We start from the raw sequence: 13,874 nt of genomic DNA, 5'->3' as shown, positions 1-13,874 counted from the left end.
CCACGCCGATGCGACTGAACCGCTCGCATATGACGTTAAGAGGATTTCTATGTCTGATATACCGCAATTGATGAAGGGTAAGCGCGGCCTGATCATGGGCGTCGCCAACAATCGCTCCATTGCCTGGGGCATTGCCAAGGCCTGCAAGGACGCCGGTGCCGAACTGGCCTTCACCTATCAGGGTGATGCGCTGAAAAAGCGCGTGGAGCCGCTCGCCGATCAATTGGGCGCCTTTATGGCTGGGCATTGTGACGTGACGGACGCCGCTTCCATCGATGCCGTTTTTGAATCGATTGAAAAGGAATGGGGCAAGCTGGACTTTGTCGTGCATTGCATCGCCTATGCGGACAAGGAAGAGCTGTCTGGTCGCTATGTCGACACGTCACCTGAGAATTTCTCAAAATCCTTGTTCATTTCCTGCTACTCCTTCACCGCCATCGCCCAGCGGGCCGAGAAGTTGATGACGGATGGCGGCTCGATGCTCACCCTGACCTATTATGGTGCTGAGCGTGTGATGCCACATTATAACGTCATGGGTGTCGCCAAATCCGCGCTGGAAACCTCCGTGCGCTACCTGGCCGAAGACCTTGGCAAGCAGAATATCCGCGTCAATGCCATTTCCGCAGGCCCGATCAAGACCCTGGCCGCATCGGGCATTGGTGATTTCCGCTATATTCTGAAATGGAACGAATATAACTCTCCTCTGCGTCGCACCGTCACGATTGAGGAAGTGGGGGATTCCGCAGTCTATTTCCTGTCGGACTATTCCCGTGGTGTGACCGGCGAAGTGCATCACGTCGATTCCGGCTACCATATTGTCGGCATGAAGGCTGTTGACGCACCGGATATAACCACCGGCTGACGGAAAAATGATATCCTGCCCGCCATAGCTTGCCAGCTGGCATGCATGGGCAAGGGATGAGAAACGAAATGACCCGTGGTCACGGCAAACTGCCTGTTGACCACGGGTCTTTTTTTTGGCCTAAAGTGGGGCGCGCTTAACCGGCAGACGAAAGACATGCCGGGATCCGTTCTTGTTGATGCTAGGAGAGACGATGTCCATCCCGCCACTCTATTTCATCCGCCATGGTCAAACCGACTGGAACGCACAATATCGCTTTCAGGGCCAGCGAGATATTCCGTTGAATGAGAAGGGACGGGGCGAAGCGCGTCGAAACGGCAAGCGTCTGTCCGAACTGGTATCCGACCCCAGTGCCATGGCGCTCTATTGCAGCCCGATGACCCGCACCCGCCAAACGCTGGAAGGCATCCTTGAAGCCGCTGGTTGGCAGGATCTTGCCTGGGCTAACAGTGCGGTTTTTGATCCAAGGCTTGTCGAAATCACCTTTGGTGACTGGGAAGGGTGGACCAAGCAGGAAATCAAGAAAAACGATCCGGTCAATTACAAGGCTCGCGCCAAGGATAAATGGTCTACTTGCCCTCCCAACGGCGAAAGCTATGCCCAATTGTCTGACCGCATTCGTCCATGGCTGGAAACCCTGACCGGCCCCTCGATCGTCGTTGCTCACGGGGGAACGTTTCGGGTTTTGCGCCAGATTCTGGAAAATGTTCCCATCAATGAAGCTCCGCTGCTCGAAGTGCCCCAAAACAAGGTCTATTGTTGGACCGGCAGCGAGGCGACGTGGCAGTGAGGCCTTATGGCGACGGGTGACCGGTGGCGCCTTTTGCCTACAATTTTAGTCAAATTCTCTGCAAATTCTCTGCAAATTCAGGGCAAATTTGCCACAAACCTCACGTTTCATTCTGACGAAAGTGAAAGATTCCTCTGCTAGGTTGCCGATTGCGAAACCAGCGATGACTGTGCGGCGCTGGGTCAATAAATCCGTTGACCCACCAAAGAGGACGGTGCGCCGTTCAGCAGAAAAGGGGATTGGACAATGAGAGTTTGGAGCAAAAGTCTTGCCATGGTGGCCTTTGGCTTTCTCTTCATGTGGGCTGGGCCCGGCAACGCCACGGGGGGCGTGCTGAAGGCATTCGAGAACCGCAATTTCTACTGCAAGGGTGGCAATGAATCCGCAGGCCACTATTATCGTTTCAGCGTGCATGGCAGCAGCATTGAGCGGATTGACTATCGCTTTCCAGACAAAAAGGTTCGGTTTGAAATCGGTCAGGCCACCAAGGGCCAGTTGGACAGCAAATGGAGCTTCGAAACCCTGAGTGAAGTCAGAGGCGACCGGATGCATCTGTATGAGCGCGTGTCGCTGCGGGACCCAAAAGAAAGCAAACATGTCTACCGTACCTATGAGATGTATAGTCGTGGCAACCAGATGTTCATGGTGCTCTATGACGGCGTCAATGGTGCGCGGGACTGGAAAATTCGCATGACACGGACCTGCGGTTACCTGCGTGGTAACCGCATCGTCCAGAATGGCAACCGCTACTGGTCCACCACCTTCACGAAATAACGAACCCCAAAGGGAAGGTCGACGCGGTGCTTGCCCGATGGCGGCAAGAACACCTTGGGCGTTGGTTTTTATTTCCCCTGATATGTCAGGTTCAAGAGCCAGCAATGGCGAAAGTCGGTCAACTGATGATTTGACCTTTGCGCCACCGCTCTTTAATACATCCGTCAGCAGAACTTATGAAAAGCGTCGAGCAGGGCGTTGCAATCCCCTGTCTTGCGCCTGAATGACGGGAACAAAGCCATCCATGTCGCATAACAGTTTCGGACATCTTTTCCGTGTCACCACCTGGGGCGAAAGCCACGGCCCGGCCATTGGCTGCACCGTTGATGGATGTCCATCCCTGATCGAAGTGACGCGCGAAGAAATCCAGCAGGATCTTGATCGCCGGCGGCCCGGTCAGTCTCGCTACACCACCCAGCGACAGGAAAAGGATCAGGTTGAAATCCTGTCCGGTGTCTTCCCCCATCCGCAGACCGGCGCGCAAGTCACCACGGGCACCTCTATCGGTCTGATCATTCAAAATACCGATCAGCGCTCCAAGGATTATGGCGATATTTCCGAACGCTATCGTCCCGGCCATGCCGACTTTACCTATGATGCCAAATATGGCGTGCGCGATTATCGCGGCGGCGGCCGGTCCTCGGCCCGCGAAACCGCCATGCGCGTCGCCGCCGGTGCCATTGCTCGCAAAGTTGTCCCTCACATCACCATTCGTGGCGCGATGGTCCAAATGGGGCCACACAAAATCAATCGCGACAATTGGGACTGGAATGAAGTCAATAACAATCCCTTCTTCTGCCCTGATGCCGAAGCCGCAAGCTTGTGGGCCGACTATCTCGACGGCATCCGCAAGGCCGGCTCCTCCATTGGTGCGGTGATCGAAGTGGTTGCTTCCGGCGTGCCGGTGGGTCTGGGCGCGCCAATCTATGCCAAGCTTGATCAGGATATCGCCTCGGCCATGATGTCGATCAACGCGGTCAAGGGGGTTGAAATCGGCGATGGCTTTGAAACGGCAGCCCTGACCGGTGAAGACAATGCCGATGAAATGCGGATCGGTCCGGAAGGCAAGCCGGTCTTCCTGTCCAATCATGCGGGGGGGATTCTGGGGGGCATCTCCAATGGTCAGGACGTGGTCGTGCGGTTTGCGATCAAACCGACCAGCTCTATTCTGACGCCAAAACAGTCCATCACCCGCTCCGGAGCAGAAGTGGATGTGATGACCAAGGGGCGCCATGACCCATGTGTCGGTATCCGTGCCGTGCCTGTCGGAGAAGCCATGCTGGCCATCGTTCTGGCGGATCATACCCTTTTGCATCGTGCCCAACAGGGCTAAGCCTCAACAGGACCGGTCAAACGGGGACGAAGGAGCGTCGGGGGCTTGATAAACAGCGCCCGATCCCTACATCGGATTTTCCCGCTAGAACAATCGGGACACAAATAAGACGGCCCGCAGAAGCACTATGCCGTCATCAGTTTGGGAGACTAGAAATGTCCAAGATGGAACGCGTCGCGAACGCCATCCGTGCCTTTGAAAAGGGCGAGATGGTGGTGGTCACGGATGATGATGATCGTGAAAATGAAGGAGACCTGATTGTCGCCGCCAGCAAGGTGACTGCTGAACAGATGGCCTTCATCATTCGCCACAGTTCCGGCATCGTCTGCACCCCGATGACGGTGCAGGACGCAGCTCGCCTCAAGCTTGATCCGATGGTGGCGAACAACAATGCCCCCTTGTCGACAGCTTTCACCATCTCCGTTGATTTCAAGCATGGCACCACCACCGGCATTTCCGCTGAGGAACGCTGCACGACGGTGCATGGCCTTGCCAGTGGCAACACCCAGCCTGATGACTTTGTACGCCCGGGCCACATTTTCCCGCTGGTCGCCAAAGATGGTGGTGTGTTGGTCCGCTCCGGTCACACCGAAGCGGCCGTTGATCTGTGCAAGCTGGCCAACCTGCCAGCGGTCGGCGTGATTTCTGAGCTGGTCAATGACAATGGCTCCGTCAAACGTGGTCAGCAGGTGCTCGATTTTGCTGAAGAGCATGGCCTGCAACATGTGTCTGTCGCCGATCTCATCGCTTATCGTCAGCGCACCGAGCGTCTGGTGGAGAAGGTGGAAGAGTTCACCATCCAGACCCGCCATGGGGACGCCAAAGCGATTACCTTCAAGGCCCAGTTCGACGATATGGAGCATCTGGCGCTGATCTTTGGTGACATTCGCGACGGTACGGACATTCCGGTGCGCCTGCATCAGGAAAATGTCATCGGCGACGTGTTTGGCAAAACCGATACCCTCGACAACATCGTCGCTCGCTTTGCTTCGGATCGTGGTGTGGTGGTCTATTTGCGGGATGGTTCTCCCGGTGTTGTCACCGGCTCCATGCGCCCGCGGGAAGGCTTGGAACTGGCCGAAGCCGAAGAGCATGTCAGCGCGAAAGGTCGCGACGAAGATTGGCGTGACATCGGTTTGGGCGCTCAAATCCTGACCGAACTCGGCATTTCCTCAATCCGCCTCTTCTCTTCCAAGGAACGCCACTATGTGGGCCTTGAAGGCTTTGGTCTGGAAATCACAGGCACCGAACTGATCTAGGATCAACAACTGCGCTGAGACAACAAAGGGGACGGTTTATCACCGTCCCCTTTGACATTTGAGAGGGGCCTGCTGGCTTTCAGCTTTATACAGCGACCATGGTTTCTGTTTCACGAGGCGGGAAGGCGACAATCGGCGAGACAGACGTCTCGCTTGGCCGGCTCTCATGGCTGCGCAGCGAACTGATCAGGTAATCATGCAGCGGATTGGTCGGCATCGGATTGACCAGAGCGCGGGGCAGGATTGTCGGGCTCTTGGCAATGCCGCGCTTGAGCAGATCGTCGATCCGGTCATAGGTGGCAAAGGATCCCTTGCCGATCAGCAATGGTTCCCAACTCTTGCCAGATCGTGCATGGGCAGCAGCCTTGGCTAGTCCGCGCAAATAGACAAAGTCCTTGGTAAAACCACCTCCACGGAACACCCGCACAGCGACCATAAAGGCCTGCTCCGGCTTGGCTCCGTGATCCTCGGTCAGACATTGCCATGTGCGCACGAAGCTGTAACCATCCAGCAGGCAGCGCACGGCAATCACCCTGAGGGCAAGGGTTTTTAGCCGCATCATGGTCAGGTTGCCCGAGAGATACTCCACCAAAACCGCAAGACCTTCCTGCGCTTCGGTCGAGCCGGACATGCCCAGTCGGAACAGCTCAAGCGGTTGACGACGGGCAATCGCTGCGGTGACCAGATGCAACCCCACCTCATGGTGACACAGGGCACGGGCCGCCCGCTCCGACGATGTGTGGCCCTTGCGCACCAACACCCGATAGCGATTATTTTCAACCATCGCCCCGGCAATGATCCGGTTGGACAACAGCACCTTGGCGTCAAGTTGGTAATAGTCTACCTCATCCTGAATCATCGCCAGGATCTGACGGTCATTCAATTGTCGACCTTTCACTCTTTCCGCATCGGGGATCGCTGCGTGAATGAGAAAGCCTGCATTGGCCATGTCGAACCGGTCCGGCTCGCCATAATAGCGCAAGGAATTATACAGACAGTCCTTGCTGCCAATCACCGACATCAGGTCGACCTTCATGCTCAGGCTGTTGATGGCATGACGATAAAGGCTCTGCAGGGTTGGGTCTTCAATCTCCTCGAACGGCAGACGAAAGAGCTGTTCCTTGACCAGAAACGGGTCGATATCCAGATGCCGATAGCGGAACTGCGGTTCATAATGACCTTTGCGAGCGAAGAATTTCTTCCGCTCGCTGTCCAGATTGACAGGGTTGATATAGAGCAGCGGATCCAGATTGCCTGCGATCCGGTAAAGCGTCTTGTCCAGCTCCCGCACCCGCTTTGACAGGCCGTTGGCCAAAAGCTCGTGGCGTAGGAACTGGCGGATTTTCGACCGCTTGTTCGCCGCATAGGCAGCATGCGACGTGATCGAACGGGTCAGCTCTTCCTTCAGTGCTTGCACCATCACCGGCCAGGCAGCACCGCTTTTCTCGTCGCAGAAGAATTTGCGCACTTCCAGCGGCACACACAGCACCAGATTGGAATGGGCTCGGCAGAAGCTGGCGAGATAGCCGCGCCCCTCAAACACTTCATCAATGCCAACCCGGATCGGTTCGGTTCCGACTTTACTCTTTTCGAGTTGGCGCGCCAGATACTGGATCGATGCCCGATGCCGCCGCATGTCGACCTGAGCGGTGCCAATATTGAAGGCTGGCGCAGCAGAACCGCCCCGCCGTTCGCCATTATAGGAATGGAGATCATAGACGACACAGCCCCCATGACGCCGCGAAAGCGCGGTCAAGACCGCTGCCACCATGTCATAAAAGCGGGTATGCTTGGCAAGCGAACGCTCGACCAAAACGTCCGGCAGGCTGTCCTTCCAGACCACCTTGCCCCAAGCCGTGCCATAAATGGCCTGATCGGGCGCGCGGTTGAGGTCATATTCATAGCGGCTGTCGAGCCCGACAATCCGTGTCGGCAAGGCCGAAATCAGCTCTGCCGTGTGCGGGTCCTCTTCATAAATCCGCTCTGCTTCGTCCAGATTGCAATGGGCTTCCAGATCCGCAGAAAAGCTGTGACCATCATGGATGGCGGTGCAGAGATACGGCATCGATGGGTCGAAATGCAGCTCGAAGCAGCCCTCCTGCTCCCGTGCCTGAAAGGGGTCCCCCGCCTCGATTTTGGCGAGGATCGCATCAAGACTCAGTGACTGCATCTTCGATCAACCTTTGATATTGCGAGCGGCGCGCCATCAGGACTTCCCGCGTGGCGATGACCGATTCCACGAAATCGATGACTTTGACCTGCAAGCGCGTGCGATTCAGCTTGTTGATGCGGACAATGCCGCCCGGACTGAGGACATTCACCTCGATCAGCTTGCCGCCGATAATGTCGAGCCCGACAAAGAACAGCCCGTCCCGCACGAGCTTGTGCCCGATATGCTTGCAAAGCGCCTTTTCCTCCTTGTTCAGGACATGTTTGACCGCTTTGCCACCCTGATGAATGTTGGAACGCAGGTCCCCGTCTGCGGGCACGCGGCGCATGGCGCCAATCGGCTCACCATTCAGCATCATCACCCGGACGTCCCCCTGTTCGGCTCCGGGGACAAATTCCTGCAGGATCACATATTGATCATTGCTGGCACCAAGATAGAAATCGAGCAGCGAGCGGAAGCTGGCGCGTGATCCTTTCTCGACAATGATCACCCCTTGACCGCCATAGCCGCGCAAGGGCTTGAGGATCATCCTGTCCCCTTCGGATTCCTCCAGCACGCGCTCCAGATAGTCCCTGTTCTTGGACACATGGGTGACGGGGACGAAATTGTTCGCCGGATCATAGAGTGAAGCGGTGTAGATCTTGCTGCTCGCCAGTCGCAAGCCGTTGACATCATTGCAGATAAAGACATCCTCCTTGACTGCGTCAAGGAAGTTCAGCACCGTCGGATCAAGCGGTGGATTGGCGCGCATGAAGATGGTGTCAAAGCCTGCCAGTGGCAGCATCTTCTTGGTCAGAACAGCTTGTTTGTAGAAATGCACCGCAGTTTTCGGGGTGCCGTTGCAGCGGATCACCTGACAAAAGCCATAGGCTTCGGTATCGCGCAGCGTCAGGCTGGTCTGGGTGGCCATTGTCACGATATGGCCGCGCTGCCACGCCTCGAAAATCAGGCGAAGAGTCGTGTCCGTTTCCGGCTCGATCTGCTCCCACGGATACATGAGAAAGCAGATTTTCATTGGACGAGAGAGAGTTGTCACCGTTGGTGATCCTGACATCAAGGCAGCGCCTCTGAGATCCATGCTCAAGGCCTGCTTGCAGTTAAGAAGACGGGCGGCTTCTCGCTCTTCTGTGAGCGGAAAATCAAGGCACGCCCTCGATAAAGGTTCGCCATCCTAGTGGAGCCAAGGGGCAATCGCTATATAGAAAATGAGACCTCAACTTGTAAAGTGTGGATATTGGAAGAAGTGATAAAGTGTTCATTCTGGTTCATTATGGATTCTGTGGGTAATATTTAATTTTTATTGCGAAATTCGATATTTTAGATCCAATGGTAAGTTCAGGTTTTGCAATCGCCTGTCCGGGTTTCTCGTGCTGCCCCGGATGATCAAGCTGCAGTCGACCCTCGGAGACATTTTGGAAATGATCCTTCCAAGTGACGGTTCGGCATCGTGTCGACGCGCGTCAGCGCGTGCGCGATTCCGTGTGCCGGTCGTGCCGGGTTTCTCCCTAACTCCATCGATGAGGCTTTCCGATCATGACGGAAACACATGCCGAAGCACAACCTTTGCAAGGTACTAATATACTGAATTGTAATAATAAAAATAGATATCTTGGAATGGATGCCGTGCGTGGATTCGCGGTCTGTGGCATCCTGATGCGCAACATATTTGCCTTTGCAATTCCACCCTACGCTTATTCTTTTCCAACCATCTGGAACAGTGGCGAATATCGCGACATCCTCAGCTGGGCCTTTGTTGAGGTGTTTGTCGACGGGGTGATGCGCGCGCTGTTTGCCTTGTTGTTCGGTGCAGCGGCCATGTTGGTGTTCTCAAGTATTGATAAAGTAAATGTAGAGAAGATTGATTTATACTTCCGTCGCTCCATGTGGCTCATGGCGTTCGGGCTTGTGCATTCCTTTCTGTTGCTCTGCTCATTTGACATTCTGTTTATTTACGGATTGTTGGGCCTGTTTCTCTTTCCATTTCGAAATTTGTCGCCAAAAGCCCTGTTAGGCATCGCAGTCGTAGGGATGGTGGTCTCCGCAACTATGCTTAATCTGCAGAATGGCGATCTTTTTACTGCCAGCCCGACGCAGAATGAGAGCGTTGAAAGCGCACTCAATGAAGCCGAAAATGCGACCGAGCAATCCCCTGGTGACATTGGCGCAAACTCTGGAGCCGAGACCGACGGTCAAGCAGCGCCTACCGCGCCACAGGCTGCTCAACCGGATGCAAATCAGCCAGAGCCAAGCCAGCCCGAGAGCAATACCGAAACCAACGAGGAACTGCTGACCGGCTATTTGGGTACGATCTGGGCCGGTGAGGTTGACGAAATGCAACAGGGTTACGGCGTGATCATGCGCAACCTGTCTCAGACCAGCCTTGCAAACTACTCATCCGAGTTGCTGACCAACCATTTCACGGATATTGGCATTCTGTTTTTCATCGGCATGGCCTTCTTCAAGCTTGGCATCATCACCGGGCAGAAATCGCTATCCTTCTATCTCAGTCTCTGTTTGGGAGGCTATGCCGCCGGATTGCAGGTCAATGGCTTTGAAACCTTCTCCGATCTGCTGCAGGTCACTTTGAGCCTTGAGGCACCGCTTTGGACCAATTTCAGCTATGATGTGGGCCGGATCGCCATGGCAATGGGGCATCTGGGGCTGATCATGACCTTGTCCAAGGTGCGTCTGTTCAATCTGGTCACCCGCCTGTTTGCCGCCGCTGGCCGCATGGCACTGACCAACTACATGATGCAGACAATCATCTGCACCAGTTTGTTCTTTGGCTATGGGCTGGGGCTATATGGCCAAATGGGACATTTTGATCTGCTCATGATGGCCTTTGGCATTGCCTTCGCGCAGCTGATTTTCTCTGCCATCTACCTCAGATACTTCCGCCTTGGTCCGGCGGAATGGCTCTGGCGTCGCCTGTCAAAGGGCAAGGCAAAGCCTGCAAAGGATGCTGTGTCCAAGCGCAAGGCAGACGACAATCCGATAGCGGTGCAAACTGCCTGAGGGTCATTCATGGCGTTCAAACATCTGCGGTGGCGCTTCTCCGGCGTTGCCGCGGATGTTGAACTTGTAGCGGATCGCAACACCGCGCAGGATCAGCGCTGCACTCATGCCCACAAGGGCACTGACCGAGCGATCCATGTCAAACTGCTGCAGGATCACATAGAGGGTCGATCCCAGCATGGCCGCCGTGGCGTAGATTTCTTGACGCAGCACCAGTGGCACCACATTGCAAAGAATATCCCGTACCAATCCACCGAACGTCGCGGTGATCATGCCCATCATGATGCAAATGACCGGATGCAATCCCATTTCCACCGTCAGGGCGGCGCCGGTGATGCAAAAAACCGACATGCCGATCGCGTCGATCCAGTTGAAAATCTGCCGCTGCTCCCAGCCGATCCGCTGAATGCCGTAGGCGGTCAGCGCGGCAGGCAGAATGATGGCCAGAGGCATCGGATCCACCACCCAATTGACCGGCACCGAGCCGATCAGGATGTCGCGCAGGGTGCCGCCACCGGCCGCTGTGACAAACCCCACCATCAACACACCAAACAGGTCCATCTCGGCCTGAATGGCTCTGAGGCCCCCAGACATCGCGAAAACGATGATACCGGCATAGAAAAAGACCGGGGCGATATTGTCGAATATGAAGGCGGGGCTCGGGATCATGGGCGTCAAATGTGTTTGGAGGTGGTAGAAGCGGTTGGTGCTGCTCTGCCATGGCGCACCAGTGCTTGCAGCAGAAATCCGATGAACAGGCCATTGAGGCTGTGCCATAGAAAGTGCGTCCCAAGAGGAAGCGCATCACAGACCATCATGTCAATGGTCCGGAAGAAAATAGAGGTGGTGAAAGTCACCGCAGCGGCCAAAATCCAACCCATGGCCGGGTGACGCCGGATCAGCATAACCAGTGCAAAACCATAAAGGGCGATCATCCCCGGCAGATATTGCGTTGAACCATTCAGCCCGTCGCTGCTGGCCTCGGTCCCGTCGGATGCCAGCAGAACCGTGGAAACCAGCCAGAGGGTCGCGGCAATGGACACAAGTGTGATTCCATAAACCCGAACCGCCCGCCAAAACGGCAATCCGACAATCCGGTACATCGACAAAAACAGATAATAAGCAACGAAAGTCCAGATCGGGATCACATCGGCAAGGGACGACCAGACAGTGGCGTGGGTGTGAAACAGATAGGAGCCAATGCCGATCAGACCTGCCATGACAATTGCAACCAGAACAAGCATGTCCGGACCGCCGGTTGGGCCTTGTTCAGCCTTGATCTTGCGATAGGTCCAATAGGCCCACAGCGCAGCAAGGACAAAGGACAGATTGGTCAGGGCATTGATCGGCTCTGACCAATAGCTCGCATCGGTGCGTTCGCAATAGATGTCGACAGAACTGAGCATATTCATGGGGGTGTCCAAAACCTCGGATAAGGGGGATTGTCAGAAGAAGGTTAACACGCTCTTAATCGGTTAACTGAGTAACAAATAACAAAGAAATTTCAACGTCTTTTCAAATGCCCTGATCACTCTTTGTTCTGTCTAGGCATTCAAAGGTAAAAAAGCGACTCGTTTGTTTGATTTTTGTTCTGTCTATGTCTCGACAATCATTAAATGGATCAAACCAGTTTTACCCGCTTGATTCAGGTTACTACATATTGGTCACCAATATATCGAACAAATGACAAATTCTCCCAATGGCGGGAATGTGGGAAAAGGGGACTTGTCCGGCGTTGTTTTTGGGCTGCTGCGCAAAATCAATCAGTGGTTGCCTGGTGACCGATACCCTTTGATACATTTCGATAGGCTGAGATTACACTTCGCCTTTTTCTGTCGATATTTGATCGCCATTCTCTGAGCATCGGGCGAAGCAACAAAGGGAGAGCAGGGCCCTTGCCGGACAATGCGAAATTGGCCAAGAAGCGGACCTGCCTCCCGAGGCAACGCCTGAAAAGGGAAAATCTGATCCGGCATATTGAAATTGCCGTAATAAAGCCTAAATGACCGATTAGGTCATGGTTAAGACACGTTAGAGATAGAATCCAGTCACTTTGACCCGTTGGGACGCCCGTTGTGGCGAAGACTTATTTGGGGGCAGACATGCGCACGATGCTTTTTTTGACCGCTCTTTCAGCTCTTTTTGATCACACCATCTCGGCACTGGCTGCCTTGAAGGACCGTTGTTCCTGCGAATAGGATCATGCATGCGGATTGTTGGCGCGCCTCGCAGACGGCGATGCGCTGCCCTTTGATGCGCCTGAATGGCGTGTGACTCCTGCCATTCGCAGACTGTTACCTAGCAAGACGAGCACAAAAAAGCCCGGCACAGGCCGGGCTTTTGCGTTTGTTTTTGGGCGTCTGATTATTGGGCGCTATGGCGTTAGCCCTTTCCGAACAGTTTGGCAGGAGCCAGCGCTGCAATGGCAATGAAGGCAATGCCAAGTCCAATGCCGATCACTTCACCCGACAAGCCGCCAATCAGGAATGGATAGTCGGTGTCCGTCACCATCCCCAACGTGGCCTTGCCGCCTGCAATTTTGTCCAGCAAGCCCGTGGCTTTGACACCGCTATAGGCCAGCATATAGGCCGCTGCACCAAACAGGCCGCCAAGCACGAAGAACAGCGCGTCCTTGCGCCCGGTTGCGGCCGCGGTGACGCTGGTGCCCGGACAATAGCCTGCAATCGCAAAGCCTGCCCCAAGCAGCAAGCCGCCAACGAACACCCCGATATAGGCATCCTTGACCGATAGGTGACCGGGATCGACCAGACCAGCCAGAATGCCAGCAAACATCAGCACCGACGCTGTGCCGATTGCCAGCATGATCGTTTTGAGCAAATGCAGGTTCGACAGGTTGAGCATGCGAATGATATAGCCCGGATTGGTCGCGCCGATCCGGTCAAGGGTGAAGCCAAACAAGCCGCCAATGACGAGTGCGAGGAAAATGGCCATGGATCAGTTCCCCTTTTTGAAGACGAAGAGAGCAATCGGGAAGGCGGCAAGAAAAGCACCCGCAGTGAAAATATAGCCTGACAGAGCGGTCTGCATCATGCCGCTCATCATGTGTCCCGACGTACAGCCGCCAGCCAGACGCGCCCCAAACAGCACCAGAAAACCGGCAATGAAAGCCCAGACATAGCGTTTGGTGGTCGATGAGCCGAAATTCTCCCGCCAGACTTCTGGCATTTCCCGCTCCTCAGCCGACACGCCGCCACGAAGGAATGCGGACAGAGCAGCGCCACCAATCATCGCCAGAACGAATATGAAGCTGTAATTCATCGGTTCGGCGACATTCTTGGCATATTTGCCGCCGCTCTTGTTCAAATAGGCGTTCGGGCTCGCATAGCCGCTCTTGGCGGTTTCATCGACCACCACAATTGCCGGATTGACGGCATCCCACAAAATGCCATCAAGGATGACGAACTGTGTCGAAACCCCAATGGGCTTGACCAGCAGGACCGCGAGAAAGAACACGCCCCCCAGCAAGAGCCCACCCACTTTCCAGTTGAGAACCATCTCACACCTCCGAATATTTCTGGCGCCCTTCACCCATCCATAGAGGAAGACACGCCAAACCAACCTGTGTCAGCGGAGCATCAATAGGCGTCCGTCCGATCTTATTTTAGTATTTTCTACTATTCGAAAATAAAGAATTTAACCCTGTTGGCAAG

The 13,874-nt window shown here is 54.9% G+C and carries 12 protein-coding genes; 6 read left to right on the top strand and 6 right to left on the bottom strand.

Annotation, left to right across the window (positions count from 1 at the left end):
- Positions 1-49: 49 nt before the first annotated feature.
- The 5 genes from fabI to ribB all read left to right on the top strand — a co-directional run bounded on the left by fabI (position 50) and on the right by ribB (position 5,018).
- Entirely contained in the window at positions 50-862 is an 813-nt protein-coding gene (fabI, locus tag FDK21_RS12170; RefSeq protein WP_114009920.1) for an enoyl-ACP reductase FabI, read from the top strand.
- 193 nt (positions 863-1,055) lie between these two features.
- A complete protein-coding gene (locus FDK21_RS12165; RefSeq protein WP_246657563.1) occupies positions 1,056-1,652 on the top strand; it encodes a histidine phosphatase family protein in 597 nt (198 codons plus the stop codon).
- A 246-nt stretch (positions 1,653-1,898) separates the two neighbouring features.
- The gene (locus tag FDK21_RS12160) at positions 1,899-2,426 is read left to right on the top strand and encodes a hypothetical protein (RefSeq protein ID WP_138148715.1); all 528 of its coding nucleotides are present in this window, start codon (positions 1,899-1,901) and stop codon (positions 2,424-2,426) included.
- Positions 2,427-2,670: 244 nt separating this feature from the next.
- Positions 2,671-3,759, top strand: a complete 1,089-nt coding sequence (aroC, locus tag FDK21_RS12155) for a chorismate synthase (protein WP_138148714.1) — start codon at positions 2,671-2,673, stop codon at positions 3,757-3,759.
- A gap of 155 nt (positions 3,760-3,914) precedes the next feature.
- Positions 3,915-5,018 (top strand): 3,4-dihydroxy-2-butanone-4-phosphate synthase, encoded by a 1,104-nt coding sequence (gene ribB, locus FDK21_RS12150; protein ID WP_114009924.1) that lies wholly within the window; start codon positions 3,915-3,917, stop codon positions 5,016-5,018.
- A gap of 85 nt (positions 5,019-5,103) precedes the next feature.
- On the opposite strand, the gene FDK21_RS12145 is transcribed toward ribB, so the two are convergent.
- Together FDK21_RS12145 and FDK21_RS12140 are read right to left on the bottom strand one after the other, a co-directional pair.
- Positions 5,104-7,188 (bottom strand): tyrosine/phenylalanine carboxypeptidase domain-containing protein, encoded by a 2,085-nt coding sequence (locus tag FDK21_RS12145; RefSeq protein ID WP_138148713.1) that lies wholly within the window; start codon positions 7,186-7,188, stop codon positions 5,104-5,106.
- The gene (locus FDK21_RS12140) at positions 7,169-8,224 is read right to left on the bottom strand and encodes a glutathione synthetase (RefSeq protein ID WP_210238765.1); all 1,056 of its coding nucleotides are present in this window, start codon (positions 8,222-8,224) and stop codon (positions 7,169-7,171) included. The genes FDK21_RS12145 and FDK21_RS12140 overlap by 20 nt, the downstream gene beginning before the upstream one ends.
- A 587-nt stretch (positions 8,225-8,811) precedes the next feature.
- Between FDK21_RS12140 and FDK21_RS12135 the strand changes: the two genes are divergently transcribed.
- A complete protein-coding gene (locus FDK21_RS12135; protein WP_171022060.1) occupies positions 8,812-10,203 on the top strand; it encodes a DUF418 domain-containing protein in 1,392 nt (463 codons plus the stop codon).
- 3 nt (positions 10,204-10,206) lie between these two features.
- Here FDK21_RS12135 and FDK21_RS12130 read toward each other — a convergent pair whose 3' ends face one another.
- The 4 genes from FDK21_RS12130 to FDK21_RS12115 form a co-directional block, all read right to left on the bottom strand.
- Positions 10,207-10,872, bottom strand: a complete 666-nt coding sequence (locus tag FDK21_RS12130; protein WP_171022059.1) for a trimeric intracellular cation channel family protein — start codon at positions 10,870-10,872, stop codon at positions 10,207-10,209.
- Between the two features lie 5 nt (positions 10,873-10,877).
- On the bottom strand, positions 10,878-11,615 hold the full coding sequence (locus tag FDK21_RS12125) for a ceramidase domain-containing protein (RefSeq protein ID WP_114009929.1): 738 nt from the start codon (positions 11,613-11,615) through the stop codon (positions 10,878-10,880).
- 970 nt (positions 11,616-12,585) lie between these two features.
- Positions 12,586-13,155 carry a DUF6691 family protein gene (locus tag FDK21_RS12120; protein ID WP_138148710.1) on the bottom strand — a complete coding sequence of 190 codons (570 nt, stop codon included), beginning with the start codon at positions 13,153-13,155 and terminating at the stop codon, positions 12,586-12,588.
- A gap of 3 nt (positions 13,156-13,158) precedes the next feature.
- Positions 13,159-13,719 carry a YeeE/YedE thiosulfate transporter family protein gene (locus FDK21_RS12115; RefSeq protein WP_138148709.1) on the bottom strand — a complete coding sequence of 187 codons (561 nt, stop codon included), beginning with the start codon at positions 13,717-13,719 and terminating at the stop codon, positions 13,159-13,161.
- Between the last annotated feature and the right edge of the window lie 155 nt (positions 13,720-13,874).

The sequence above is a fragment of the Cohaesibacter sp. CAU 1516 genome, assembly GCF_005771485.1.
GTDB classification, from domain to species: domain Bacteria; phylum Pseudomonadota; class Alphaproteobacteria; order Rhizobiales; family Cohaesibacteraceae; genus Cohaesibacter; species Cohaesibacter intestini.
Note: the sequence above shows the minus strand (reverse complement) of the source record. Positions and strands in the feature narration are given on the sequence as shown.

Excerpts from the sequence above, each read along its gene's own strand:
- fabI (WP_114009920.1), top strand. The coding sequence starts at position 50 with ATGTCTGATATACCGCAATTGATGAAGGGTAAGCGCGGCCTGATCATG.
- FDK21_RS12165 (WP_246657563.1), top strand. The coding sequence starts at position 1,056 with ATGTCCATCCCGCCACTCTATTTCATCCGCCATGGTCAAACCGACTGG.
- FDK21_RS12160 (WP_138148715.1), top strand. The coding sequence starts at position 1,899 with ATGAGAGTTTGGAGCAAAAGTCTTGCCATGGTGGCCTTTGGCTTTCTC.
- aroC (WP_138148714.1), top strand. The coding sequence starts at position 2,671 with ATGTCGCATAACAGTTTCGGACATCTTTTCCGTGTCACCACCTGGGGC.
- ribB (WP_114009924.1), top strand. The coding sequence starts at position 3,915 with ATGTCCAAGATGGAACGCGTCGCGAACGCCATCCGTGCCTTTGAAAAG.
- FDK21_RS12145 (WP_138148713.1), bottom strand. The coding sequence starts at position 7,188 with ATGCAGTCACTGAGTCTTGATGCGATCCTCGCCAAAATCGAGGCGGGG.
- FDK21_RS12130 (WP_171022059.1), bottom strand. The coding sequence starts at position 10,872 with ATGATCCCGAGCCCCGCCTTCATATTCGACAATATCGCCCCGGTCTTT.
- FDK21_RS12125 (WP_114009929.1), bottom strand. The coding sequence starts at position 11,615 with ATGAATATGCTCAGTTCTGTCGACATCTATTGCGAACGCACCGATGCG.
- FDK21_RS12120 (WP_138148710.1), bottom strand. The coding sequence starts at position 13,155 with ATGGCCATTTTCCTCGCACTCGTCATTGGCGGCTTGTTTGGCTTCACC.
- FDK21_RS12115 (WP_138148709.1), bottom strand. The coding sequence starts at position 13,719 with ATGGTTCTCAACTGGAAAGTGGGTGGGCTCTTGCTGGGGGGCGTGTTC.